Annotated in this window: 26 protein-coding genes; 7 read left to right on the top strand and 19 right to left on the bottom strand. The window is 53.4% G+C overall.

Annotated features, from left to right (window positions below):
- Window positions 1–5 precede the first annotated feature (5 nt).
- Window positions 6–1,220, bottom strand: a complete 1,215-nt coding sequence (gene metC, locus AD944_RS08145) for a cystathionine beta-lyase (RefSeq protein ID WP_045541945.1) — start codon at window positions 1,218–1,220, stop codon at window positions 6–8.
- A gap of 4 nt (window positions 1,221–1,224) precedes the next feature.
- Window positions 1,225–2,067: a sulfurtransferase gene (locus AD944_RS08140; protein WP_045541946.1), complete on the bottom strand. Its 843-nt coding sequence runs from the start codon at window positions 2,065–2,067 to the stop codon at window positions 1,225–1,227.
- 219 nt (window positions 2,068–2,286) lie between these two features.
- On the opposite strand from AD944_RS08140, the gene AD944_RS08135 reads away from it, so the two are divergent.
- Together AD944_RS08135 and AD944_RS08130 are read left to right on the top strand one after the other, a co-directional pair.
- A complete protein-coding gene (locus tag AD944_RS08135; protein WP_045541947.1) occupies window positions 2,287–3,378 on the top strand; it encodes an AI-2E family transporter in 1,092 nt (363 codons plus the stop codon).
- Window positions 3,375–4,082 (top strand): endonuclease/exonuclease/phosphatase family protein, encoded by a 708-nt coding sequence (locus AD944_RS08130; RefSeq protein ID WP_035381864.1) that lies wholly within the window; start codon window positions 3,375–3,377, stop codon window positions 4,080–4,082. The genes AD944_RS08135 and AD944_RS08130 overlap by 4 nt, the downstream gene beginning before the upstream one ends.
- On the opposite strand, the gene cls is transcribed toward AD944_RS08130, so the two are convergent.
- Window positions 4,073–5,500 carry a cardiolipin synthase gene (gene cls, locus AD944_RS08125; RefSeq protein ID WP_045541948.1) on the bottom strand — a complete coding sequence of 476 codons (1,428 nt, stop codon included), beginning with the start codon at window positions 5,498–5,500 and terminating at the stop codon, window positions 4,073–4,075. The two genes, AD944_RS08130 and cls, sit on opposite strands and share 10 nt — an antisense overlap.
- Before the next feature lie 33 nt (window positions 5,501–5,533).
- Here cls and AD944_RS08120 point away from each other — a divergent pair, with 33 nt between their 5' ends.
- Window positions 5,534–5,950 (top strand): YraN family protein, encoded by a 417-nt coding sequence (locus tag AD944_RS08120; RefSeq protein ID WP_231873760.1) that lies wholly within the window; start codon window positions 5,534–5,536, stop codon window positions 5,948–5,950.
- Between the two features lie 99 nt (window positions 5,951–6,049).
- On the opposite strand, the gene AD944_RS08115 is transcribed toward AD944_RS08120, so the two are convergent.
- From AD944_RS08115 to purB, 9 genes are all read right to left on the bottom strand, one after another.
- Window positions 6,050–6,343 carry a hypothetical protein gene (locus AD944_RS08115; protein WP_035381867.1) on the bottom strand — a complete coding sequence of 98 codons (294 nt, stop codon included), beginning with the start codon at window positions 6,341–6,343 and terminating at the stop codon, window positions 6,050–6,052.
- Between the two features lie 73 nt (window positions 6,344–6,416).
- Window positions 6,417–6,755 (bottom strand): Grx4 family monothiol glutaredoxin, encoded by a 339-nt coding sequence (gene grxD, locus AD944_RS08110; protein WP_045541949.1) that lies wholly within the window; start codon window positions 6,753–6,755, stop codon window positions 6,417–6,419.
- A 37-nt stretch (window positions 6,756–6,792) separates the two neighbouring features.
- The gene (locus AD944_RS08105; protein WP_045541950.1) at window positions 6,793–7,023 is read right to left on the bottom strand and encodes a BolA/IbaG family iron-sulfur metabolism protein; all 231 of its coding nucleotides are present in this window, start codon (window positions 7,021–7,023) and stop codon (window positions 6,793–6,795) included.
- A 24-nt stretch (window positions 7,024–7,047) separates the two neighbouring features.
- On the bottom strand, window positions 7,048–9,246 hold the full coding sequence (purL, locus tag AD944_RS08100) for a phosphoribosylformylglycinamidine synthase subunit PurL (RefSeq protein WP_045541951.1): 2,199 nt from the start codon (window positions 9,244–9,246) through the stop codon (window positions 7,048–7,050).
- On the bottom strand, window positions 9,243–9,944 hold the full coding sequence (gene purQ, locus AD944_RS08095; protein WP_045541952.1) for a phosphoribosylformylglycinamidine synthase subunit PurQ: 702 nt from the start codon (window positions 9,942–9,944) through the stop codon (window positions 9,243–9,245). The genes purL and purQ overlap by 4 nt, the downstream gene beginning before the upstream one ends.
- A complete protein-coding gene (locus AD944_RS08090; RefSeq protein ID WP_045541953.1) occupies window positions 9,941–10,312 on the bottom strand; it encodes a Rap1a/Tai family immunity protein in 372 nt (123 codons plus the stop codon). Before AD944_RS08090 ends, purQ begins: the two co-directional genes overlap by 4 nt.
- On the bottom strand, window positions 10,309–10,551 hold the full coding sequence (gene purS / locus AD944_RS08085) for a phosphoribosylformylglycinamidine synthase subunit PurS (RefSeq protein ID WP_035381876.1): 243 nt from the start codon (window positions 10,549–10,551) through the stop codon (window positions 10,309–10,311). The genes AD944_RS08090 and purS overlap by 4 nt, the downstream gene beginning before the upstream one ends.
- Window positions 10,552–10,580: 29 nt before the next feature.
- Entirely contained in the window at window positions 10,581–11,348 is a 768-nt protein-coding gene (gene purC, locus AD944_RS08080) for a phosphoribosylaminoimidazolesuccinocarboxamide synthase (RefSeq protein WP_035381878.1), read from the bottom strand.
- Window positions 11,349–11,484: 136 nt separating this feature from the next.
- Complete coding sequence (gene purB / locus AD944_RS08075; RefSeq protein ID WP_045541954.1) at window positions 11,485–12,834, bottom strand: adenylosuccinate lyase; 1,350 nt, start codon at window positions 12,832–12,834, stop codon at window positions 11,485–11,487.
- Between the two features lie 165 nt (window positions 12,835–12,999).
- On the opposite strand from purB, the gene AD944_RS08070 reads away from it, so the two are divergent.
- The 4 genes from AD944_RS08070 (at window position 13,000) to AD944_RS08055 (ending at window position 16,687) form a co-directional block, all read left to right on the top strand.
- Window positions 13,000–13,614 (top strand): TerC family protein, encoded by a 615-nt coding sequence (locus AD944_RS08070; RefSeq protein ID WP_035381881.1) that lies wholly within the window; start codon window positions 13,000–13,002, stop codon window positions 13,612–13,614.
- A gap of 81 nt (window positions 13,615–13,695) precedes the next feature.
- Window positions 13,696–15,669, top strand: coding sequence for a lytic transglycosylase domain-containing protein (locus tag AD944_RS08065; protein ID WP_045542002.1), 1,974 nt, complete (start codon window positions 13,696–13,698; stop codon window positions 15,667–15,669).
- Window positions 15,666–16,160, top strand: coding sequence for a phosphatidylglycerophosphatase A family protein (locus AD944_RS08060; protein ID WP_045541955.1), 495 nt, complete (start codon window positions 15,666–15,668; stop codon window positions 16,158–16,160). Before AD944_RS08065 ends, AD944_RS08060 begins: the two co-directional genes overlap by 4 nt.
- Entirely contained in the window at window positions 16,160–16,687 is a 528-nt protein-coding gene (locus AD944_RS08055; RefSeq protein ID WP_045541956.1) for a CinA family protein, read from the top strand. Before AD944_RS08060 ends, AD944_RS08055 begins: the two co-directional genes overlap by 1 nt.
- 77 nt (window positions 16,688–16,764) lie before the next feature.
- Here AD944_RS08055 and AD944_RS08050 read toward each other — a convergent pair whose 3' ends face one another.
- From AD944_RS08050 to AD944_RS08020, 7 genes are all read right to left on the bottom strand, one after another.
- Window positions 16,765–17,133, bottom strand: a complete 369-nt coding sequence (locus AD944_RS08050; protein ID WP_045541957.1) for a hypothetical protein — start codon at window positions 17,131–17,133, stop codon at window positions 16,765–16,767.
- Window positions 17,134–17,277: 144 nt separating this feature from the next.
- Window positions 17,278–17,754 carry a type II toxin-antitoxin system RatA family toxin gene (locus AD944_RS08045; RefSeq protein ID WP_035381887.1) on the bottom strand — a complete coding sequence of 159 codons (477 nt, stop codon included), beginning with the start codon at window positions 17,752–17,754 and terminating at the stop codon, window positions 17,278–17,280.
- Window positions 17,754–18,728, bottom strand: a complete 975-nt coding sequence (lipA, locus tag AD944_RS08040; RefSeq protein ID WP_045541958.1) for a lipoyl synthase — start codon at window positions 18,726–18,728, stop codon at window positions 17,754–17,756. Before lipA ends, AD944_RS08045 begins: the two co-directional genes overlap by 1 nt.
- Window positions 18,729–18,862: 134 nt before the next feature.
- A complete protein-coding gene (lpdA, locus tag AD944_RS08035; protein ID WP_045541959.1) occupies window positions 18,863–20,275 on the bottom strand; it encodes a dihydrolipoyl dehydrogenase in 1,413 nt (470 codons plus the stop codon).
- 15 nt (window positions 20,276–20,290) lie between these two features.
- The gene (locus AD944_RS08030) at window positions 20,291–21,553 is read right to left on the bottom strand and encodes a pyruvate dehydrogenase complex dihydrolipoamide acetyltransferase (RefSeq protein WP_045541960.1); all 1,263 of its coding nucleotides are present in this window, start codon (window positions 21,551–21,553) and stop codon (window positions 20,291–20,293) included.
- A gap of 10 nt (window positions 21,554–21,563) precedes the next feature.
- On the bottom strand, window positions 21,564–22,943 hold the full coding sequence (locus AD944_RS08025) for a pyruvate dehydrogenase complex E1 component subunit beta (RefSeq protein WP_045541961.1): 1,380 nt from the start codon (window positions 22,941–22,943) through the stop codon (window positions 21,564–21,566).
- A gap of 6 nt (window positions 22,944–22,949) precedes the next feature.
- Window positions 22,950–23,476: thiamine pyrophosphate-dependent enzyme (locus AD944_RS08020; RefSeq protein ID WP_248845815.1), on the bottom strand; the 527-nt coding region annotated here is incomplete at its 5' end.

Here is a 23,476-nt window from a genome sequence, read left to right as displayed (position 1 = left end):
GGTCTTCAAACTGCCGTTTTGAAAATTTCAAAAGCCTGAGCCAGGTCGTCCTGCAAATCGGTTGGACATTCCAAGCCAATCTGCAAACGGAAGGCTGGTCCTTGAGGGGCTCCGGTAACAGGATGCTTGCGGATGATGCCGCCGGATGTTGGAAGAACCAAACTTTCATATCCGCCCCAAGACGCTCCGATGCCGAACGTCTTGAGGGAATCAATCATGGTTTCCATGGCATGCTGACTGATTTGGGGGCTGAGTACCACGCCGAACAGGCTTCCGGCTCCTGTAAAATCCCGTTTCCAGATTTCATGTCCCGGACAATCGGAGAGAGCAGGATGAAGAACGCGTGCCACTTCAGGCCGATTTTTCAGCCAGTGAGCAATTTGCAAAGCAGCGCGAGATTGATGCGCCAGCCGTACACCCATCGTGCGTAAACCGCGCAGTGTCAGCCAGCAATCATCCGGGCTGGCAAGTTGTCCCAATTGAATGGAAGCATCCCGCAGCATGTGCCAGTCTTCCTGTGTATTGACGGTAACGGCCCCGGCAATAACGTCGGAGTGTCCTGAAGGATATTTTGTCAAAGCCTGAATGGAAATATCCACGCCGTGCTTGAAGGGCGCAAAGATGCCTAGCCCCCATGTGTTATCCAGCATGAGTTTGGCCTGCCCGGCATGCGCAACGGAGGCCAACATGGACATATCCTGCACTTCAAAAGTATGGCTGCCAGGGCTTTCAGCAAACAGAACCCGCGTATTGGGCTGCATCAGGCTCTGTATTGTCGCTGCATCCGCGCAAGGCGGATAATAAGTGGTCGTGACACCAAAGCGCTTGAGAAGTGTTTCTGCAAAACGTCGAGTGGGTCCATACACGCTATCTGGCAAAAGGCAGTGATCGCCCGCTTTTAGAAAAGCCAGCAGCGGCGTTGTACAGGCAGCAAGACCGGAACTGACAATCTGGCAGTCAGTTCCACCTTCCAGAGACGCAATAACTTTTTCAAGTTCATGCTGTACTGGTGTGCCCATTGCACCGTAGATGTACTCGTGATCATAGCGCCTGTGGCCCTGCTTCTGCATGGCATCCAATGACGGAAAGAGCACGGTTGATCCGCGCGTCAAAGGTAGGTTGACGGGAGCCCCCTCCTCATTTTGCGGAGGGCGCCCCTGACGGGTAAGGGTGGAAGAGAGCTTTTCCCATCCTTTACTAACTGGAAACTCTGCGTCCATACCCTTATGCGTCCTTTGTTACAGGGGCGTCCGGTATGGCGCCCCACTCTGCCCATGATCCATCATATAAGGCGCTGTCAGGAAAACCGGCTCTGCATAGCCCCACATTGAGCACACTTGCGGTCATACCCGATCCACAGGTTGTAATGGCTCCTCGGTCTTCAGGTACACCGGTTTCCAAAAAAATGTGCCTAAGTTGCTCCGTTGGCAGAAAACAGCCTTTTTCATCAAGTATTCGTTTGAATGGAATGTTCAGGGCACCTGGCATGTGGCCTGAGGCAAGGCCGGGCCTAGGTTCTGGAGTTCGGCCATAAAAACGATCTGCCGAGCGAGCGTCAAGAATAGGGGCTGTGTCATTCAGGATGCAGTCCAGCATGTCGCCCAGCCCCTTCAGGCGTTTATAATGCGGACGAGGCTGATACGCGATCACCGCATGCGTGGAGGCTCTCCCCTCTACGGTGGGCAGGTTATTGCGTTGCCATTCTGGAAGGCCGCCATCCAGCACATAAACTGACTTGTGCCCGAATAACCTGGCCAACCACCAGGCACGGCAGGCGGACGCAACGTTTCCCTGATCATAGAAAACAACTGTATCCGTATCTCTCACTCCTAACTGGCCAAAGAGTTTAGCAAACCGCGCCGGTGTGGGAACAGTATGGGGCTGGGTGCTCTCGGGGTCAGAAAACTCGTCTCCATCAAAATACTGGCTACCCGGAATATGGGCCTGTTCAAAGCGCGTGTAGGGATTGAAGCTCTCGCCCGGTAGAAGAGCTGTTGCATCAAAAAGGCGAACGTTTTCTGAGGAGAACGTGTCGGAAAGTTCATTTACGGAAAATAGAGGAAACATCAGTCATACTCATTCCATTGCCGCAGCATATAAGTATGAAGTCTAACGCATGATCAGGCATATGGGTAAAGCCAGATTGTATGAATGAAGCGTTCGCGCAAGCAGCTTCTGGAGAGTTATCGGGCCAGTGGGTGATTTGTGTTCCTGATCTGACAGCTCTGATCTGGGATGAGCATAAAAGTGCCAGACAGAAGGCGCTTTCCGTGTTTTACTAGCTACATGGTCAATGGGTCAGGCATCACAATCGAACGTATCATGCTGGGGCTTCTCCTTGGCGGCATTGCTTATGGCTGTGTGATCGTTCTGGCACCTTTTTCTTCTGCCCTCTTGTGGGCCGCCGTGTTGACCTACGCTACCTGGCCCGTTTTCCAATATCTACGGCGGCAGATGCAGCCGGTTGCCGCCAGCATGACCATGGCGGGGCTCTGCGCTTTCTGTTTTGTTCTCCCGTTGGCGTTTCTGGCTTCCGCCACTGTTTCCGCAGGGCCACGGTGGGCTTATCGGCTGAATACTCTGTTCAGTGTGTCTCATGAACTGCCTCCCCCACCCCAGTGGCTCATTAAACTGCCCATGTTTGGGCTGGAGCTGGCGGTAAAGTGGGAGCATCTGGCTCACAACGTTGATCATATCGGCGCAGAGCTACGGCCCTATGCGGGGGACATTGTGCAGTCTCTCCTTGTATTGCTCATGCAGGTAGCCAATGGCGCTCTGCATCTGGTTATGGCGTTATTTATAGCGTTCTTTTTCTGGCTCAGTGGCCCGTCTCTGGCGGATACGCTCACGGCGGTTGTTACACGGGTTGCTGGCCCCCATGCGGGACGGCATCTGCACATTATTGGCGGCACCGTTCGCGGAACAGTTTACGGTATTTTGGGCACCGCAATTATTCAGGGATTGCTGACAGGACTGGGTTTCTGGTTCACTCATCTCTCCGAGCCTGTCATGTTCGGAGTGATCGCATCCTTCCTCGCCGTCTTGCCTGTGGGGGCACCTTTGGTTTGGGTGCCGGCGGGGCTTTGGCTCATGGCAGATCATCATCTGTGGCGGGGCGTTTTTCTGCTTCTGTATGGTGTGGTGTTTATTTCTGGCGCAGACCATATAATTCGGCCTCTCTTCATTGCGCGGGGCACCAAGCTTCCTTATCTCCTTACTGTTCTGGGCGTTATTGGTGGGGTTCTGGCCTTTGGGGGTTTGGGAATATTTCTTGGCCCCATTCTGTTAGCTGTTGGTTTCACCCTTACTGTGGAATTTGCCGGGCGGGAGCGATCTTCGCTTCTACCCTCTGATGATAAAAGGAGCATGCCTTTATGAGGCGTCATTTTCTTCGTCTCATGGATGGTAGGAAGCGCCATCAGGCTCGCTCTGCTTTGAATTTCGTGGATGGTGAAGGTACCAAGGTTATCAGTTGGAACCTTCTGCGCCGGACGGGCGCAACGGTTCATGATGTGGTCGCCCTGATAGAAACAGAGCAGCCTGATATTCTGCTGATGCAGGAAGCGACGGAAGAGATTGATATGCTTCCGGATATCATGGGGGGCTACTATGCTCGCGCCCCTCTACCCGGGCGTATCCATGGCGTAGCGTGCTGGAGCCGTACACCCTTTGCCCGTGCTCCACGCGCCTGCACCATTCCCTCTGGTGCTGTGGTCAAGCGCCATGCCCAGATTATTGATTACGGCCCGTTTTCTCTGGCTAACGTTCATCTCTCGCATGGACAGATGTTAAATAGGCGGCAACTGCGACGTATTGCAGCGTTGTTGCCGCCTCCCTGCGCTATTTTGGGAGATTTCAATCTGGTGGGCCCCACTCTGGTGCCTGGCTTTCATGATGTTGGCCCGAAAGCGCCCACACATAAAATGGTTGACCTGTTGCCCATTCGCATTGACCGCTGTCTTGTGGATGGTATGGCGTGCCTCAACGCCCGCGTGTTGCCCGTTTTTGCTTCAGATCATCGGCCGATAGCGGTGCGTTTGAAGCCGCTTGTCAGCGTGCTCGCAAAAGTGAATCACAGGTAAGGCATAAACAGGCGAGCTGCTGCGTCCCTTATTTTGGTGAGGCTATGGCGCTTGTCCAGATCATGGTGAGTCAGGCGCTTGTTGCGGTGGCGGATCATGAAATCATCCAATATGCCTGCAAGAGTGACATCATATGTTTCCATATTGATCTCAAAATTTAGGCGCAGGCTGCGGATATCAAGGTTTGAACTTCCCACACAGGACCAGGCCCGATCTACGACCATAAGCTTGGAATGGTTGAAGGGAGGATTGACCAGCCAGACGCGAACCCCCGCATCAAGCAAAGGGGAAATATTGGCAGAACATGCCCAGTCTAGCGGTGGGTGGTTGCTTTTGAGCGGAATAATGACATCCACCTGCACCCCTCGCAATGCCGCCAGCGCCAATTCAGACAGGAGGCGTGACCCTGGAAGAAAATAAGGGGTCATGAGTCTGACCTGTTTGCGTGCGAGCGTGATGGCCTGCAGCATGGTGTATTCTATTTTTTCAAGATCTGTATCTGGGCCTGCGGTGACAATCCGCGCTATGGATTGCCCCTCCCCTTCATGTTCCTGAAAATAGATATCGCCATCCAGTTCTTCCTCTGTGGCAAAATACCAGTCCCATGCCATGGCTTCTGCCAACTGTCTGACAATGGGGCCTTCCAGCTTGAAATGTGTGTCCGAAACGGGGTTTTTAGGCTTGCGTGAAATGAGGTTTTCATCGGCAATATTCAGCCCGCCCATGAAACCAATTCTTCCATCTACGACAAGAATCTTGCGGTGATTGCGCAAGTTAAGAAACGGCATACGCCATGGCAGCATGGAATGCATAAAACGCGCACAGGGAATACCAACTCTTCTCAGGCGGCGATACACTCCTGAAATAAAGTAGCCACTTCCAATACCATCAACCAGTACGCGTACTTGCACGCCCCGCTTCTGGGCGGTCGTCAGTTTTTCAATAAACTCACCCCCGATTGTGTCATTGCGGAAAATATAAGAGCAAAGCAGAATGCTTTTTTCTGCGGCATCAATGGCAGCAAGCATGTGTGGGTAAGCACCATCACCATCATGAAGACAGGAGATGGAATTTCCGCCGACAAGCGGGCGACTGGTTAATTTGCCAACCATAAGTGCTAGGGGGGCAAATTGTCCGTCCAGGTCTCTGTTCCATGATGAGTTCTGGGTAGCCTGAAAGCGATGAATGGAGCGACCGCTTACCAGTTTTTTTGCCAGCCGCCGTACCCGATTTATGCCGAACATGAGATACAGGATGGTACCGAGCGCAGGCATCATGACGCAAGTGCCAATCCAGCCTATTGCCGAGGACGTATTCCGTTTTGTAAGCAGAATATGGAGTGAAACTGAGGTAACCAGAACAAAACGTATGACCGTTACTGTCAGCAAAGGTAAATGCGGCAGAATATCAAACGGCATGGTTCTGGGTAAATCCTTGTAAAGGATGAGGCTGTGCGTACGATAACTGACAAAAAGCCCTTACAACAGGGGCAGGTTTCATTTGCCCGCAAGGTACGTGGATATGTAGCTTACAATGATGGCCTGTCTGCGGAAGAAACCGTTAAGGTGTCTTGCATGCAGGAGGGCTGGACCATTTTGCTGCAAAGAGCAAGAACGCGACGCGGCGAAATAGATATTGTTATGCGTAAGGATAATTTGATCTGTTTTGTGGAGGTCAAAAAACGCAAAACAGGGAGAGAAGCGGCTGAGTGTCTGCTTCCTGCTCAACAGAGAAGGTTGTTTCGTGCAGCCGAATGTCTGCTCGCTCAACATCCTGAATGGTATTATGAAGAACTAAGATTTGATCTCATCACTGTGGATGAGAAAAAAGAAATTGTGTGGATAAAAGATATTATCCGACAGATGTAAAATGAAGGAATTATTCAGCCATTCAAGCATAGAAGAGATGTAAAAAATCTTTGCTTTTTTACAATTCACAAAAAAGCAAAGATTTCTTCACGTTCTGTATCAGGTGCGATGCCGACGTGTGGTGTGCGCAGTGGCGTGCTTGGGGTGATAAGACACCAGACGCACCATGCTGCGGCCGGACGTATGATGGTTGCTTGCAACTTGTCGGGTGGTGTGTGTGACATGGTGGATACGCACAACAGGAGGGGGAGCCGTTAGGGAAGCAAAGGTCAGCTTGCTTGCTTCCAGATCGGAAATAATACGTTCTGCATGTGCAGAAGAACTGACAGCAGCAAAGCCGGCACTCAGGCCAACAAAAGCAAAGGCACAACGCACAAACGGAAGACGCATCATCAAAAAAGCTTCCTCACCTCATCAAACTCTTGGGTAGACTACACAGCTACCCAAAGAGCTGACAACTTAAAAATCAGGATTCAGCGTTACAGGCGATATTTTTTTCTTTGAGTAGTGTCTGAAGCTCACCTGACTGGAACATTTCCATAACAATATCACAGCCGCCAATAAATTCCCCTTTGACATAAAGCTGAGGGATGGTCGGCCAGTTGGAAAAATCCTTGATGCCCTGACGAATGGCTGGATCTGCCAGCACATTGATGGATTTGAAGGGCACACCCACATGAGAAAGAATCTGCACCACACGAGCAGAGAACCCACACTGTGGGAAATCGGCATCCCCTTTCATGAACAGAACAACAGGGTTGGTGTCGATTTCGTTCTGAATATGCTGTTTTACGGTTTCAGACATGATAGACGTCCTTGAATGAGAAAGAAAAATGCCGTTTTCAGGGCGCTGAAGTCTGAAGGGCCAAAGCGTGAAGTTTGCCCCCCATGTGACCTTGCAGGGCCTGATAGACGAGCTGATGTTGCTTTACGCGGGAAAGCCCCTTGAACGCTTCACTGATAACGGAACAGGCATAATGGTCTCCGTCTCCAGCCAGATCATCAATCTTGATCTGGGCATCTGGCAAGGCTTGGCGGATGTAAGTTTCAAGTTCTGTGGCAGACATCGCCATTGGTAACACTCCTAAGCAGTCTCTTCAGCGTTCCATCAGAGCCGGAAAAAAGGCTTCATGCGCAACGGCAAGGCGAGCAGCAGATATTGTGACGCCACTCGGTAAAATCAAATCACTTCCACCTGCCCGACCGATCAGCCTGGCTGGCACGCCAGCTTTTTCAGCTCGGGCGCAGAAATCTTCGGCGTCACTGACACAAACTAGATAACGCGCCTGATCTTCACCAAACCAGAAGGCTTCAGGCCGGATGCCAGAGTCAGGGCTTTCCAGCTCACACCCTATGCGGCTAGCCATAACCATTTCAGCTACGCCAACCAGAATGCCGCCATCAGCAAGGTCATGACAGGCTGAGATCGTGCCATTCAGAATTTCCGCACGGACGAAATCGCCGTTACGTTTTTCTGCCGCCAGATCGACCCGAGGAGGTGGTCCTTCCTCACGGCCCAGAATTTCACGCAGCCAAATGGATTGCCCCAGTTCGCCCCGTGTTTCTCCTACCAGAACCACTGCGGTTCCGTCTGTCATGCCTAGGCCAATGGCCTTGGAGACATCCTCCAGCACGCCCAGCGCTCCGATTGCTGGCGTTGGAAGAATGGACATGGTTGAGCCATCAGGCTGACGGGTCTCATTATAAAGGGAGACGTTGCCGCTGACGACCGGGAAATCAAGTGCCCGACAGGCCTCCCCCATTCCTTCGATAGCTGCGACAAACTGGCCCATGATTTCCGGTTTTTCCGGATTGCCAAAATTCAGGTTGTCCGTGACTGCCAGAGGACGAGCACCGGTGGCAGTAATGTTGCGCCACGCTTCTGCTACAGCCTGTGCACCACCCGTTTTGGGATCAGCCCGACAATACCGGGGTGTGCAGTCCGTTGTCAGTGCGAGCCCGAGTGTGGTGTCTTCTATCTTGACAATCGCTGCATCAGCGGCGCCGGGGCGGCGGACCGTTTGTCCCCCAACGGTGCTGTCATACTGGTTCCATACCCACGCACGGGAAGCGAGATCAGGTGAACCGACCAGCCGTAGCAGCATGGCATCCAGAGAGAGCGGCGCATGAACGCCTTCAAGAGGAGCCGGTGCTACAGGCGTAGTGGCAGGGCGATCATAGATCGGCGCTTGCTCGGCCAATGGATCAAGCGGGATGTCAGCTTCCACTGCACCTTTATGCTTGACGACAATATGGCCGGTATCAGTCAAATGACCGATGACGGCAAAATCCAGTTCCCATTTTTCAAAGATTTTGCGCGCAATTTCCGTGCGGTCAGGACGCAGCACAATCAGCATGCGTTCCTGGCTTTCAGACAGCATCATTTCATACGCTGTCATGGCAGGCTCGCGTTGAGGCACGGCATCCAGATCAAGCTCGATGCCCACACCGCCTTTTCCTGCCATTTCCACGGAAGAAGATGTCAGTCCTGCCGCCCCCATATCCTGGATAGCGACAATGGCGTCTGTCGCCATCAGTTCAAGACAGGCTTCAATCAGCAGTTTTTCAATGAAGGGGTCACCCACCTGCACGGTCGGGCGCTTGGCCAGAGCATTTTCATCGAATTCGGCGGAAGACATGGTGGCACCATGAATTCCGTCCCGTCCCGTCCGGGAGCCCACGTAAACAACCGGATTTCCCACTCCTGCGGCAGCAGACAGGAAAATACGGTCTTTGCGGGCGATGCCAACCGTCATGGCGTTTACTAGCGGGTTGCCGTCATACGCCGGATGAAAATTGATTTCTCCGCCTACCGTTGGAACGCCCACGCAGTTGCCGTATCCGCCAATTCCGCGCACGACGCCATCAATGATCTGGCGGGTTCTAGGAGTTTCCGGGCTACCAAACCGTAGAGCGTTCAGATTGGCAACGGGCCGTGCGCCCATGGTAAAGACATCACGCAGAATGCCTCCCACGCCTGTGGCAGCCCCTTGATACGGCTCAATAAACGAGGGATGGTTGTGGCTTTCCATTTTGAAGATGGCGGCATAGCCTTCTCCAATATCGACTACGCCAGCGTTTTCACCCGGGCCATGGATGACCCAAGGGGCCGTTGTCGGCAGGGTCCGGAGCCACTTACGTGATGATTTGTAAGAGCAGTGTTCGGACCACATGACGGAGAACACGCCCAGTTCTGTCAGGCTGGGCGTGCGGCCCATAATCTTGAGAACACGGTCATATTCTTCAGGTGTCAGCCCAAATTCCTGAGCCAGAGAAAGATCGACGGTCTTTTTCACCGGACAAAAGCCTCCACCAGACCTTCAAACAGCGGCAGACCATCTTCTCCACCCATAAGCGGATCAACAAGGTCTTCCGGATGAGGCATCATGCCGCAGATGCGTGTATTTTCGCTGATAATACCGGCAATACTGTTGATGCTGCCATTGGGGTTGGTTGTGGTATCCTCTGCGCGTACTGTACCATCGGCTCCGGCATAGCGAAATGCAACCAGCCCTTCTCCCTCAAGGCGTTCCAACGTTTGAGCGTCTGCGGTATAGTTCCCATCACCATGTGCCAGAGGGGTGCGAAAGACTGCACCCTTCTCCCATTTGTGGGTAAAAGGTGTATCTGTGCGTTCAACCCGTAAGTGGCAGTCCTGAGATAGAAAACGCAGATTGGCGTTACGTAGCAGGGCCCCCGGAAGAAGGCCTGTTTCTGTCAGTATCTGGAAACCATTACAGACCCCCAGAATGTGACCTCCTTTCTGGGCGAAAGACCGGATTTCAGCCATGATGGGGGAATGGGCTGCCATCGCCCCACAGCGCAGATAATCGCCGTAGCTGAAGCCACCGGGCAGCACAACCAGATCAACATCTGGCAGGCTGGTGTCCCGGTGCCACAGCATGGCCGGGGCTTTGCCAGTTACACGCTTGAGCGCGATTGCCATATCGCGCTCACGGTTGGTGCCGGGAAAAACGACAATCGCAGATTTCATTTTTTCACGCTACACGGATAGGAGTCATGCAGGGCGCGGAAGACACTTTCCCCCACCGGCTTGGACAGGCTGTCAGAATGGGCTTTCAGCCATCCCATAACCTTGGACCGCATGGAAGCCGCGTTTTCTGATGGAGGGATACAGAACCCTGCCGGAGCCGAGGCATCTCCTTCATTACGGTCATTGATCTTGGAGAGCGCGCCAGCGTCCGCCATGCCTGTGATGTAGGCATCGCACACGCTGGCCCCAGCGGGTTTGGCGCACACGCGGGCAAAATTGCCAGCCTGCATGGGGGAAATACGCTGGGCGTGCCCCGTAACGGGAGCAAGACAGGCCCCGGCAAGTGCAATCAGAACAAGGTGTTTCATCCAAGCACCTCCACCGTGAAATCTTCAATCACCAGATTGGCCAGCAGATCACGTGCCATATCTTCCGCCTGCTTCTGCACGGCGGCGCGATCGGTTCCTGCTATATCCAGTTCAATAATCTTGCCAACGTGAACATCGTTCACACCGGGAAAGCCAAGTGTCTGCAAGGCATGGCTGATGGCTTTTCCCTGAGGGTCCAGCACACCTTCCTTCAGCATGACGGTTACACGCACTTTCATTGATAGAGCCCCTGTTCCTGTCGGCATGATTATTGCAGTGTCTCCGTGCCCTTCAGATCACCGTTATTGCCAGCTTCGGGCAGAATACCCAGACGGCGGGCAACTTCCTGATAAGCTTCCTTAACGCTGCCAAGATCACGACGGAAACGGTCTTTGTCGAGTTTCTCGCTGGTCTGGATATCCCATAGGCGGCAATTGTCGGGCGAAATTTCATCTGCCAGCACAATGCTCATGTCATCGCCTTCCCAGTGGCGTCCAAACTCAAGTTTAAAGTCCACAAGCTGAATGCCGATCCCATTGAACAAACCGCATAGGAAGTCATTCACCCGCATGGCCATGCCGGTCATTTCTTCCAGCTCATGCGGAGCCGCCCATCCAAATGCGATGATGTGATCTTCTGACGCCATAGGGTCGCCCAGTGCATCGTTCTTGTAGTAGAATTCTATGATGCTGCGGGGCAGACGCGTGCCTTCCTCAATACCAAACCGCTTCGCTATGCTGCCAGCCGCGATATTGCGAACAACCACTTCCAGAGGAATGATCTCAACTTCCTTCACCAATTGTTCGCGCATGTTGATGCGACGGATGAAGTGTGTGGGAATACCAATTTCCTGCAACCGAAGCATCAGATGTTCGCTGATACGGTTGTTGAGCACGCCTTTCCCGGTAATGATTCCACTTTTGGCCCCGTTGCCGGCAGTGGCGTCATCCTTGAAATACTGCACAACGGTGCCGGGTTCAGGCCCTTCAAAAAGGATTTTGGCTTTACCTTCGTAAAGCTGGCGGCGACGGGCCATGGTCATCCTTACCTGTATGTCACTAGAAACCGATCCCTGATAACCGGTCTGGCGGAAGGGCTGATCCATGCCCTTCCCTGTTCAGACGCCGTCATAGCAGGCTTCGGAAATTGAAGATATAGTTACGCATCCTGCCTTACTGAGCGGGTGCCGGCTCACCGAACACTTTTTCATAAAGGGCATCGATCGCTTTGAGGTGCTGACGACTATCCATTGCTGCATCCAGAACATCTGGTGCAATCCGACCGGAAATTTCAGGGTCTGCGTCCAGATTTTCGCGGAATGTCCGGCATTCTGGTGTCCCGAGCTTGGTCCAGGTCGCCATGGCATTACGTTGCACGATGCGATATGCATCCTCCCGAGAGAGGCCTGCACGGGCCAGTGCCAGCAACACTTCACCAGAGTGCACAACGCCACCAAGGCTCTCAATATTGGCAGCCATGCGATCCGGGTAAACCAGCAGCTTATTGATCAGGCCAGACAGGCGAGCTAGTGCAAAATCCAGCCCGATGGTGGCGTCCGGGCAGATATTCCGTTCCACCGAGGAATGACTGATATCGCGTTCATGCCATAGCGCCACGTTTTCAAGTGCCGGGATGGCGGCAGACCGGACAAGGCGGGCCAGCCCCGTCAGGTTTTCGGTCAGGACAGGATTCCGCTTGTGCGGCATGGCAGAAGAGCCTTTCTGCCCTGGATGGAAGAACTCTTCCGCCTCGCGTACTTCTGAGCGCTGTAAATGTCTGACTTCTGTTGCCAGGCGTTCAATGCCGCTGGCGATCACGGCCAGGGTGCAGAAATAGGCAGCGTGGCGGTCACGCGGGATGACCTGCGTGGAAACGGGTTCCGGTTTCAGGCCCAGACGTTCTGCCACATAGCTTTCAATGCGCGGGTCAAGATGGGCATACGTGCCCACGGCACCAGAAATAGCACAGGTTGCAATCTCTGCCCGGGCGGCTTCAAGGCGGGATTTGTTGCGCACGAACTCGGCGTAATGCCCGGCCAACTTGAGCCCGAAGGAGGTTGGTTCCGCATGGATGCCGTGGCTGCGGCCAATGGTCAGGGTATGTTTGTGTTCAAACGCCCGTGCTTTCAGCGCTGCCAGAACATCATCCAGATCCTTCAGGAGCAGGTCTGTGGCCTGAACAAGCTGAACGGCCAGACAGGTATCCAGCACGTCAGAAGAGGTCATGCCCAGATGCACAAAGCGGCTTTCCGGTCCAACTTTCTCAGCAAGCCATGTCAGGAAGGCAATCACGTCATGCCGGGTTTCGGCTTCAATTTCATCAATGCGGGCCAGATCGGCATCAGAAAAGGCAGCCAGAGCGGCATCCCCCTTCTCACGTACCACTTTTGCGGCGTCTTTCGGCACAGCGCCGTATTCCGCCATGGCTTCACAGGCCAGTGCTTCAATCTCAAACCAGATACGGTAGCGATTTTCAGGTGACCAGATAGCGGCCATGACAGGGCGGGTATAGCGCGGCACCATAACGCGGTGTTCCTCCTGAGAACGGGATAATGCGCGCTTCTCTAACCGATTTCGGGCTCCCCGTCTTCCCGTAATGAATAAAACTTTGACTTGAGGTAGGCTTTAAGGAATTTCAGTCCATCTGGCGCTGTTCGTCATCCTCTACTCAGTCGAATCGGAGTTTCTGTGCACGGTTTTCTTGATGCCTTCAGTCTGAAAGCAGTGATCGCCTTTTTGCAGGTTGTGTTGATTGACGTGACACTGGCTGGAGACAATGCCGTTGTTATCGGGCTGGTAGTTCGCTCCCTCTCTCCGCATGATCGTAAGAGAGCCATTTTTGCAGGAATTGGGGCGGCTGCGCTCATCCGCATTCTTATGGCGCTGGTGGCGGTCAAGCTTCTGGCAATTGTAGGACTGACACTGGCTGGAGGTTTCCTTCTGCTCTGGGTCTGCTGGCGCATGTATCGTGAAATGCGTTCAGATCAGCATCATGAAGAGAATGAAACTACACGGCCGCCGGGTAGTCTGGGGAAAGCGGTTTTCCGTATCCTGATCGCTGATCTTTCAATGAGTCTGGATAACGTGCTCGCTGTGGCGGGTGCAGCGGCTGAGCATCCCGGCATTCTTGTTATGGGGCTGGTTTTGTCCGTCCTGCTGATGGGGATTGCAGCATCTTATATTGCACGTCTCCTTGATCGGTACAAATGGATTTCCTGGGTGGGCCTGTTGATTGTGCTAGGGGTTGCCATTGAACTTATTGTGAAAGGTGGCGGAGAAATCTGGGGGCACATACCTCATTAAGGTGTGAGACTGAAGGAAGCTTCCTTCTTTCAGGTAACGGGATGGCTTGCCAGCCATCCCCGGATGACTCATCTTTCCTGCATGGTGTTTTTTTCTTCTGCGCCGCGAACTTGCGTCGCTCTTCCCCTGATCGCTCTGCTTCTGAGCGGCTGTTCAGCACCGAGTGCTCAGGCACCCACGTCAGCCGCTCAGCCTGCATGGCCTTCCCCCCAACAGGCGGCGGCAGGCACCTCCCCAGTTGATCCTGTGGCTAGCCGTTTGACGGTCTGGCTCAGTCTGGTGGGCTCATCCCATGGCAGTGCGCAGGAATATGCGGATTTTCTGAATACACGGCCAGTCTGGCCCCGTTGGCAGTTGTTGAAACTGCGTATGCAGCAGGCGTTAGCGGAAGAGCAGGACACGGCAATCTTAAGTCGGCTATGCCGCGAGGAACCCCTCACCTACGGCCCTGCCCTGGCTCAGTGTCAGGGACAGGTTGGCGCCTCAGATGCGGCTCTCTCCAAAAAACTTGCAGCGGAAGCGCATCAGGCTTGGATGAACGGGAATGACACTCCCAAGGGCGCAAACGCTCTAACAGGCGCGTTTCCTCAGGCCATCACTCCCGCAGCCTCATGGTTGCGGTTTGAGCGAGAAGAAAAAGCGGGTCTGTTATCAGCCGCCCGCCAGACTATGGCGTATGTAAGTCCCGCGCGTCAGCCTATTGCGCAAGCCAGAGTAGCTTTGCGTGCCGGGGATGTCTCTGCGGAAAGCAGAGTCGCCAGTCTGAACTCCGCTGATGCGTCAGACCCCAGTCTGATTCTTGATTTTGCCCGCTGGCTCCGTCTCCAGAAACGCTATGATGATGCTCTTGCCTTGTGGAAAAGCAAAGGTTTGGAGGCCGAAGCCTCGACTCATCAGGCATCTTTCTGGAGAGAGCGCGACGCTTTGGCTCGAGAGTTCCTGTTGCTTGGTCAGAATGAACAGGCTTTTTTCCTAGCCAATGATGGCGCAAGCAGTGGCTCCAGTCATCTGGACGCTGAGTTTTTGAGCGGCTGGATTGCTTTGCAAAAGCAGAATGCGCCTACCGTTGCCGAGCCGTTTTTCCGGCATCTTGCGTCTTCTTCTTCCTTGATCACCAAGAGCAGAGGATTTTACTGGCTTGGGAGAGTTCATCGTGCTGTCCATGATGAGGCAACGGCGGAGTCTGATTTCCGTCAGGCGACTTCTTACCCCGGCACGTTTTACGGACAGATGGCTGCCGCTGAGCTTGCTGACAACAAAGCCACGCTTCTTACCCCAACTGAGATCCCTGATGATGTTCCGCGCCGCCTGAAGGCCGATCATGATCCTTCAGTAGCGACAGCGGAAACGGTTCGCCTTTCCGGTAGTGATTTGGCACAGGCCGCACAGATTCTCGTCTCTTGGGGAGACCGGCCCCATGCACGGGACTTCCTTGCGCTACTCAGGCAGCAGCTTGTTACGCTCCCTGATAAACTGGCTCTTTCCAGCTTGGCGCTCCAGCTCAATCTTCCAGATATTTCTGTAGCCGTGGCGCGGGATGTGGGTCGAGAAGGTGTTTTTCTTTTGCATGCGGGGTGGCCACAGCCCTATGCGCCCCCGTCCAGTTCCCTGCCCCCAGGGCTGGTTCTTGGTCTTATGCGGCAGGAAAGTAATTTCAACGCGGATGCCGTCAGTTCATCCAACGCCATTGGTCTCATGCAGCTCAAACCCTCCACTGCCGGAGATATGGTACGTGCCGCCGGACTTTCTGCTTCTGTGGCTACGGCAAATGGGTTGCATGATCCTAATAACAATATGCGGCTGGGAATGGCCTATCTTGTTCACTTGCAGGATCGGTTTGGGGGTGTCGTACCCTATATAGCTGCCGCTTATAACGGAGGCCCAACCCGGTTGGCGCGGTGGCTTTCCACAGGAGGAGATCCGGGGCGGACAGGCGCATCTCAAGCGGAGATGATCGACTGGATAGAAGGCATCCCGTTTTCAGAAACAAGAAACTATGTAGAGCGTGTGTGGGAAAATATGACCATTTATGCGGCTCTGGGCCAGAAAACATGAAAATTTCACGCTTTATTGCAACATTTGCCGGGTGTGGTTTGTCACCAAAAGCGCCAGGTACAGCTGGATCTCTCGCGGCGCTTGTCGTAGCGTTTCCCTTTATCAATCGTCCACGTGTGCTCGCAACGGGGGCTGTTGTGGCAAGTGTTGCAGGCTGGTGGGCGGCAGACCGGGCTGGCGAAGGTGAAGATCATAGCTGGATTGTGATTGATGAAGTTGCTGGTATGTGGATCAGCCTTCTGGCGTGTGCTGCGTCCTGTCCGAAAGATAATGTCAGAAAAGACGATACTCTCATCTGGTCTCTTGTTGCGTTCGCCCTTTTCCGGTTGTTCGACATCAAGAAGCCTGGCCCCGTAGGTGTTCTCGATCGACGCCATGATGCGCTTGGTATTATGGGAGATGACATTGTTGCGGGTGTCATGACCGCCGGATGTATCAAAACGTTGAGGCGACTAGGCAAGTGGTGGAAGTCTTCTTGGGAGAGTGCTTAATGCACAATGCCCCATTTCTTATTGAGCCGGCAGTTTCAGAAGAACTGTTGGTTCAGTCTTCTCTTACGTTGGATCTGTTGCGAGTAAATCAAGGGAAAATTGTAACGGCGGAAAGCTGTACAGGCGGTTTGGTTGCTGCCGCACTGACCCATCATGCAGGATCGTCAGATGTGACTGAGGGAGGGTTTGTTACGTACTCCAACCTCATGAAACAGGTGGTTCTTGGAGTAAGAGAGACCACTCTCGTACAATATGGTGCGGTAAGTGCTGAGACTGTTTCAGAAATGGCAGAGGGAGCACTGCGTATGGCTCCAGATGCAACCGTTGCTGTATCAGTTTCAGGTATTGCAGGCCCTTCTGGAGGGTCTGTGTCCAAGCCTGTGGGCTTGGTCTGGTTTGCTACTGCCGTAAGAAATGGGCCTACAGTGTCGGATGCCCAGAATTTCGCCGGTGATCGCACGAGAGTAAGAAGCCTTGCTGCCTTGCATGCCTTGCTGCTGGTAGGGCAGCGGCTGGAGAGAGAATAGGAAAACCCCCAAGGAGTTTGCACTCTTCAGGGGTTCGTTCGGAGAGGCAGTTAAATTCTAAAGAGAATAATAGCGTCTTACTGGCCACCGGTAGGTGCGTTAGCTGGTTCTGTGGTGGAAGGCAGCTTTGGAGCAGCGGGGGCTGGCGGTACAGTCACACCGGTTCCAGAAGCAGGCACTGGCGCATCTACACTCGGCGTTTTCAGGCCGGGGGCTGTCGGGAGCGTCGTGGTGGGAGGTATTACACCATTGGTAGGTGCAGCTTGCCCACCCTGAGCTGCGGCCAGACTCTTGCTGTTCAAATCATCTGTGGAAGCGCTGCCGTTATCAGCTTTGGCTGATTTATGGGCATGTTCGTATTTATGGCCATGATGAGGGGCTGCAAAAACCGGATGAGCTACCACTGAGGCAGAGGCGAGAGCAGCAACGGCGAAGAGTTTCTTCATGACGGTTTGTCCTTATCCCAGATATCGGAATGATTTTCAGGCTAAAAAACCATTTTCCAACATTTTTGTAATGTATCGAACTTTCGTTCTTTCAACAACAACGTAGCACAAGGCAAAACGTAACCGGCGGGAAACGATTTTCTGTTAAGTAACAGATCTTTCTTCGCGCACTGTTGGGGGAGTACTGATGGGAGGGCCGTAAACATCTTTGGCTCGTCGCAGAAAAGCAGACACCATCAAGCGCACAGCTTCACCAAACACGACCCCGATGGCCGCCTGAAGGATTTTGGAACGAAACTCAAAATCCACAAAAAATTCGACCAGACACCCTTTCTCATCCGGTGTAAATTTCCAGATATTTTTCAGATAACGAAAGGGTCCGCGTTCGTACTGGACGGTAATATAGGTCGGCCTGTCCAGCGTGACGCGAGAGGTAAAGCTTTCCCGGAAGGGACCAAACCCGACTGTCAGGTCGGCAACAAGTTCTTTGGCCGTGCGGGATCTGACCCGGGCTGCCACACACCATGGCAGAAACTCCGGGTAATGCCCAACATCCGCTACCAGGTCAAAAATCTGCTCCGGCCTATACGCGAGAACACGCTTTTCTGCGTGTTTAGGCATCAGACGGTTCCTTTCAGTCGGGCTGCGCGGGATGCCCGTAGTTCTGCGAAGTCTGCATCCGCATGATAGGAAGAGCGTGTCAGCGGACTGGAACTTACCTGAAGAAACCCTTTTACACGCGCCATGGTGCCATACTCCTCAAACTCGGCCGGGGTAACAAACCGGGCGACAGCCGCGTGTTTGACCGTAGGCTGGAGATACTGGCCCATCGTAATAAAATCCACATCTGCAATACGCAAATCATCCATGACTTGTGCGAGTTCCATCTTCTCCTCCCCTAACCCAAGCATCAGTCCGGATTTGGTGAAGATGGAAGGATCAAGCTGCTTTACCCGATCAAGCAGACGTAAGGACTGATAATACCGCGCACCAGGCCGGATGGTAGGATAAAGCCGGGGTACAGTTTCCAGATTGTGGTTGAAGACATCAGGCTTTGCTTCAACAACAACTTCCAAAGCGTTGTTTTTGCGTAAAAAATCTGGTGTCAAAATTTCAATAGTTGTTTCGGGAGAAATTGCGCGTATCGCTTGAATGACCCGAGCAAAATGGCGCGCTCCACCATCAACAAGATCATCCCTGTCCACAGACGTTATGACAACATGACGGAGGCCGAGTTTGGCAACGGCTTCTGCCACCCGTTCTGGTTCATCTGCATCCAGAGCATTGGGGAGCCCAGTGGTGACATTGCAGAAAGAACAGGCGCGTGTGCAGATTTCCCCCATGATCATCATGGTGGCATGGCGTTGTGACCAGCATTCCCCAATATTCGGGCAAGCGGCTTCCTCGCATACCGTGACAAGCCTGTTATCCCGCATCAGTTTACGGGTTTCGTGATAGACTGGATGAGATGGCGCTTTAACGCGGATCCACTCCGGCTTGCGGGCGATAGGGTTATCGGGCCGGTGTGCTTTTTCAGGGTGCCGGGTTTTGCTGGCCCCCCCTTTCCTATGATCAATCAACACACGTGTAGACATGATATTACCCGCTAACACCTTAATTTATACCAGAACTGGAACGCCCTTTCCCGAGCGTCAAGGCAAGAACATTCCAACTCCGCTTATCGTGCCATCACACCCACGAGATAACAGAGCAAGTCACTCTTTGGTGTCTAGAAATGCAGTGCGCCACCGTATGCTGCCAGAACGGCTTCATGCATGGATTCAGAAATGGTCGGGTGTGGGAATATGGTCTCTGCCAGTTCCGCTTCTGTCAGTTCCCCGGTGCGGGCAATCACATAGCCCTGAATCATTTCTGTCACTTCCGCGCCGATCATATGGGCTCCAAGCAATTCGCCGGTTTTATCATCAAAAACCGTTTTGATGAATCCTTCGGTTTCACCCATGGCGATAGCTTTCCCGTTAGCAATCAAAGGGAATTTGCCCACACGAACTTTGTAACCTGCCTCTTTTGCTCGCGCTTCAGTGTAGCCAACGGAAGCGATTTGTGGGCGGCAATAAGTGCAACCCGGAATTTTTGTAATATCAATGGGATGGACAGTTTTTCCTGCAATGGCTTCTACGCACATGACAGCTTCATGGCTGGCTTTGTGCGCCAGCCATGGTGCACCGGCCAGATCACCAATGGCATAGACCCCAGGTTCGCCTGTGCGGCACAGGGCATCTGTCACCACATGGGTTCGTTCTACCTTGATCTTGGTGCCTTCCAGCCCAAGATTTTCAATATTTCCTACAATGCCGACGGCAGAGATAACCCGATCAACAGTGAAACTCTGGATTTTACCGTTGACTTCCACCGGGACTGTAACGTCCTGCTCCGTTTTTTTGAATGCGCCGATTTTGGCATTCGTCAGGACCTTCATGCCCTGTTTTTCAAATGCTTTCTGGGCTAACGCACTGATCTCTTCATCTTCTACCGGAAGAATACGAGGCGCGACTTCCACCAAAGTAACGTCTGCTCCCATATTCCGGTAAAATGAGGCAAATTCCGTGCCGATTGCCCCCGAGCCAATTACCAGCAATCTGGCGGGCATGGCATCCGGCACCAGCGCTTCCCGATAAGACCAGATCAGCTTACCGTCAGGCTCTATGCCGGGTAATGCACGAGCCCGCGCTCCTGTGGCCAGAATGACGTGCTTTGCGGTCAACGTGACAGGAGCGTTTTTATCCTGGGTGACAAGAATTTTGCGCTTACCGTCAGAGGTCACTCCATCCAGTTTGCCGTAACCGTCAAACACAGGCACTTTTGCTTTTTTGAGCAAATGCGCCACGCCCGAGGAGAGCTGTTTGGAGACCGCCCGTGAGCGGGCCACAACCTTGGTGAAATCGAAGCTGACATTATCAGCCTTGAAACCGTAAGGGCCGAGATCGTGCAGGAGGTGGTTGATTTCAGAAGCCCGAAGAAGCGCCTTTGTGGGGATGCATCCCCAGTTCAGGCAAATGCCTCCAAGATGCTGAGCCTCTACCAACCCCACGGAAAGCCCAAGCTGAGAAGCTCGGAGTGCAGCCACATAACCACCCGGGCCACCGCCTACAACGAGAATATCAAAATCAGTCCGGCTCATGATCGTCCCCTTGTATCAAATGACCAAAGTCAGGGGAGATTCCACCACTGACCGGAAAGCGGAAAGCCACTCAGCAGCTACAGAGCCGTCCACCACGCGGTGATCAACGGAGAGTGTCACTGTCATGACTGTTGCAATGGCCAGTTCATTTCCCTTCACCACAGGCTGTTTCCGTCCTGCTGCGATGGCGAGAATAGCGGCCTGGGGCGGATTAATGATGGCCGAGAAATCTTTCACCCCATACATCCCCATATTGGAGATGGAGAACGTTCCGCCTTGGAATTCTTCTGGTTTCAGCTTTCCTGCCCGTGCCCGTTTTACCAGATCTTTGGTTTCCAGACTGATCTGCTTCAGGCTTTTCTTGTCAGCCTGCCGGACGATAGGGGTGATCAATCCATCGGGAATGGAGACTGCAATAGAAATATCCACGTCATCATGCAGGATCATTGCCTCTTCCGTGAAGGAAGCATTGACCGTTGGGATGCGTTTCAGAGCGACTGCGGCAGCCTTGACCAGCATGTCGTTCACGGAAAGCTTGAACGCATCGGGTCCTTCTTCTGGTGATGTGGCATTCAACTGGGAGCGAAGAGCCATCAGCGCATCCAGCTCAACATCAACCGACACGTAAAAATGCGGAATGGTGCTTTTGGCTTCACTGAGGCGACGGGCGATCACCTTACGCATCGTTGAGTGCGGAACGCTCGTGCTACTACCCGCCCCAGCGCTACCCGACTTTGGTGCCGAAGGAGACGCAGACTGGGGCTTGGCAGATGCGTTTTCTACATCCCGCCGAACGATACGGCCGTTGGGGCCTGTGCCTTTTATCGCGGCGAGATCAAGGCCCTTCTGTTTTGCGATCCGTTTGGCAAGAGGAGATGCGAAAATCTTGCGGTCTGCCCCTACAGCGGAGAGCGCAGGTGGAGTCTGGGAGGGGACCGATGCGGCCTTGACTGCAGGTTCAGCCGGAGCGGTTTCTTGAATTTTGGAAGCAGTAGAAGCCGCTTTTTGTGGTGCCGCAACCTCCGGAACGGCTTCACCTTCCTCAACCAGAATGGCGATAGTCGCATTGACAGGCACGCCTTGCGTACCTTCTGTCACCAGGATTTTTCCGAGAATGCCTTCGTCCACGGCTTCCACTTCCATGGTCGCCTTATCGGTTTCGATTTCCGCAAGAACATCCCCGCTGGAAATAGTGTCCCCTTCCTTCTTGAGCCAGCGGGCTAAAGTGCCCTCTGTCATTGTGGGAGAGAGGGCCGGCATCAGAACTTCAATAGCCATTGTGTTTTCCTCAGACCAAGCCCTTAACGGCATCTATGATGTGCTGGGGCTGCGGAAGTGCAAGCTTTTCCAGATTGGCGGCAAACGGCATGGGCACATCCTCGCCAGCGATACGCACCGGCGGTGCGTCCAGCCAGTCGAAGGCATGCTCAATAATCTGCATGGCCACTTCCGCACCAATGCCAGCGAACGGCCATCCTTCTTCCACGGTTACCAGACGGCTGGTCTTCTTCACGCTTTCAACAATGGTTGCCGTATCAAGCGGACGAAGAGTGCGTAGATTGATGACTTCCGCTTGGATGCCCTGCTCCGCCAGCTTTTCAGCAGCCTGAAGAGCCGTACCCACCATGATGGAAAAGGCTACAATGGTAACATCTGTTCCGGTACGTTCAATTTTTGCCTTGCCAATCGGCAGGATGAAATCTTCATCTGTCGGGCACTCAAATTTGCGACCGTAAAGAATTTCATTTTCCAGAAAGACAACCGGATTGGGGTCGCGAATGGCGGCGCGCAGGAGCCCTTTGGCATCTGCGGCAGACCAAGGCGCAATCACCTTCAGCCCAGGAACATGGGCGTACCAGCTTCCGTAACATTGGGAGTGTTGAGCCCCTACGCGTGCCGCTGCACCATTAGGACCACGAAAAACAATCGGGCAGCCCATCTGTCCGCCAGACATATAGAGGGTTTTGGCGGCAGAATTTATAATATGATCAATGGCTTGCATTGAAAAGTTCATGGTCATGAACTCAACAATGGGTTTGAGGCCGGTTAATGCGGCCCCTACCGCCATGCCCGTAAAGCCGTGTTCGGTAATCGGCATATCAATAATGCGCTTCTCACCAAATTCAGCCAGAAGCCCTTGGGAAATCTTGTAGGCACCTTGATATTGAGCCACTTCTTCGCCCAACAGAAATACATCTGGGTCGCGGCGCAATTCAGCAGCCATTGCCTGATTGAGGGCTTCACGAACAGTTATCTCGGTCGTCTCACCCCACTCTCTTTCGGGCTCAACTTCTGGAAGTGAGGAAGACACCGACGCTTGTGCTTTTGAGGGGGCGGCTTCCTCGGAAGGTGCTTTTTCTTCTGGCGCACTCGTCTTGGTAGCAGCAGAAGGGGGGGGCTGTTCCAGATTTTCCGGAACCTCTTCCCCTTCTGCAACAAGAATTGCAATAGGAGTATTGACGGCAACGCCTTGCGTGCCTTCGGCCACAAGGGTGCGTCCTAGAATACCTTCGTCCACGGCTTCTACTTCCATCGTTGCCTTGTCGGTTTCGATTTCAGCAAGAATGTCGCCGCTTGAAACGGCCTCTCCTTCTTTTTTCAACCAGCGGGCTAAAGTGCCCTCTGTCATTGTGGGAGAGAGGGCCGGCATCAAAACTTCAATAGCCATAATCGATCAAGCCTCTAGCAGAACATCTGTATAAAGTTCGGCAGGATCAGGCTCTGGGCTTGTCTGCGCGAATTCAGCACAATCATTAACAACGGCTTTGACATCATTCTCAATGGATCGCAGAGCTGTGTCTTCCACTCCCGCATCCAACAGAATCTGACGAACGTGCTCAATGGGATCACGTGTCTTGCGCACGGCATCCACTTCTTCACGTTTGCGGTATTTTGCGGGGTCAGACATTGAATGACCACGATACCGATAGGTCATCATTTCCAGCAGATAGGGGCCCTTGCCTGCGCGACAGTGAGCAACGGCCTCAGAGGCCGCCTCGTGTACGGCGGCAATATCCATGCCATCAATGCGGCGACCCGGAATGCCCCATGGTTCTCCGTTGCGCCAGAGTTCGTGCGATGCAGACGCACGTTCTATGCTGGTCCCCATGCCGTAAAGATTATTTTCAATGACAAAAATGCAGGGGAGCTTGTGCAAGGCTGCCAGATTGAAACTTTCGTACACCTGCCCCTGATTGGCGG

This window comes from Acetobacter tropicalis (genome assembly GCF_001580915.1).
Classification (GTDB): Bacteria; Pseudomonadota; Alphaproteobacteria; order Acetobacterales; family Acetobacteraceae; genus Acetobacter; species Acetobacter tropicalis.
The sequence above is the reverse complement of the archived record's forward strand: the minus strand, read 5'-3'. Positions and strand labels throughout refer to the sequence as shown.

Bases quoted from the DNA above. Each gene is read 5' to 3' on its own strand.
- purC (WP_035381878.1), bottom strand. From the start codon at position 11,348: ATGGCCCGTCGCCGCCAGCTTTACGAAGGTAAAGCCAAAATCCTTTTT.
- grxD (WP_045541949.1), bottom strand. From the start codon at position 6,755: ATGTCTGAAACCGTAAAACAGCATATTCAGAACGAAATCGACACCAAC.
- AD944_RS08045 (WP_035381887.1), bottom strand. From the start codon at position 17,754: ATGCCTAAACACGCAGAAAAGCGTGTTCTCGCGTATAGGCCGGAGCAG.
- AD944_RS08135 (WP_045541947.1), top strand. From the start codon at position 2,287: ATGGTCAATGGGTCAGGCATCACAATCGAACGTATCATGCTGGGGCTT.
- AD944_RS08115 (WP_035381867.1), bottom strand. From the start codon at position 6,343: ATGATGCGTCTTCCGTTTGTGCGTTGTGCCTTTGCTTTTGTTGGCCTG.
- AD944_RS08090 (WP_045541953.1), bottom strand. From the start codon at position 10,312: ATGAAACACCTTGTTCTGATTGCACTTGCCGGGGCCTGTCTTGCTCCC.
- AD944_RS08060 (WP_045541955.1), top strand. From the start codon at position 15,666: ATGAAAATTTCACGCTTTATTGCAACATTTGCCGGGTGTGGTTTGTCA.
- lpdA (WP_045541959.1), bottom strand. From the start codon at position 20,275: ATGAGCCGGACTGATTTTGATATTCTCGTTGTAGGCGGTGGCCCGGGT.
- purQ (WP_045541952.1), bottom strand. From the start codon at position 9,944: ATGAAATCTGCGATTGTCGTTTTTCCCGGCACCAACCGTGAGCGCGAT.
- lipA (WP_045541958.1), bottom strand. From the start codon at position 18,728: ATGTCTACACGTGTGTTGATTGATCATAGGAAAGGGGGGGCCAGCAAA.
- purS (WP_035381876.1), bottom strand. From the start codon at position 10,551: ATGAAAGTGCGTGTAACCGTCATGCTGAAGGAAGGTGTGCTGGACCCT.
- metC (WP_045541945.1), bottom strand. From the start codon at position 1,220: ATGGACGCAGAGTTTCCAGTTAGTAAAGGATGGGAAAAGCTCTCTTCC.
- AD944_RS08140 (WP_045541946.1), bottom strand. From the start codon at position 2,067: ATGTTTCCTCTATTTTCCGTAAATGAACTTTCCGACACGTTCTCCTCA.
- AD944_RS08065 (WP_045542002.1), top strand. From the start codon at position 13,696: ATGGTGTTTTTTTCTTCTGCGCCGCGAACTTGCGTCGCTCTTCCCCTG.
- cls (WP_045541948.1), bottom strand. From the start codon at position 5,500: ATGCCGTTTGATATTCTGCCGCATTTACCTTTGCTGACAGTAACGGTC.
- AD944_RS08025 (WP_045541961.1), bottom strand. From the start codon at position 22,943: ATGGCTATTGAAGTTTTGATGCCGGCCCTCTCTCCCACAATGACAGAG.
- purB (WP_045541954.1), bottom strand. From the start codon at position 12,834: ATGGTGCCGCGCTATACCCGCCCTGTCATGGCCGCTATCTGGTCACCT.
- AD944_RS08050 (WP_045541957.1), bottom strand. From the start codon at position 17,133: ATGAAGAAACTCTTCGCCGTTGCTGCTCTCGCCTCTGCCTCAGTGGTA.
- AD944_RS08055 (WP_045541956.1), top strand. From the start codon at position 16,160: ATGCACAATGCCCCATTTCTTATTGAGCCGGCAGTTTCAGAAGAACTG.
- AD944_RS08130 (WP_035381864.1), top strand. From the start codon at position 3,375: ATGAGGCGTCATTTTCTTCGTCTCATGGATGGTAGGAAGCGCCATCAG.
- AD944_RS08105 (WP_045541950.1), bottom strand. From the start codon at position 7,023: ATGGCGATGTCTGCCACAGAACTTGAAACTTACATCCGCCAAGCCTTG.
- AD944_RS08030 (WP_045541960.1), bottom strand. From the start codon at position 21,553: ATGGCTATTGAAGTTCTGATGCCGGCCCTCTCTCCCACAATGACAGAG.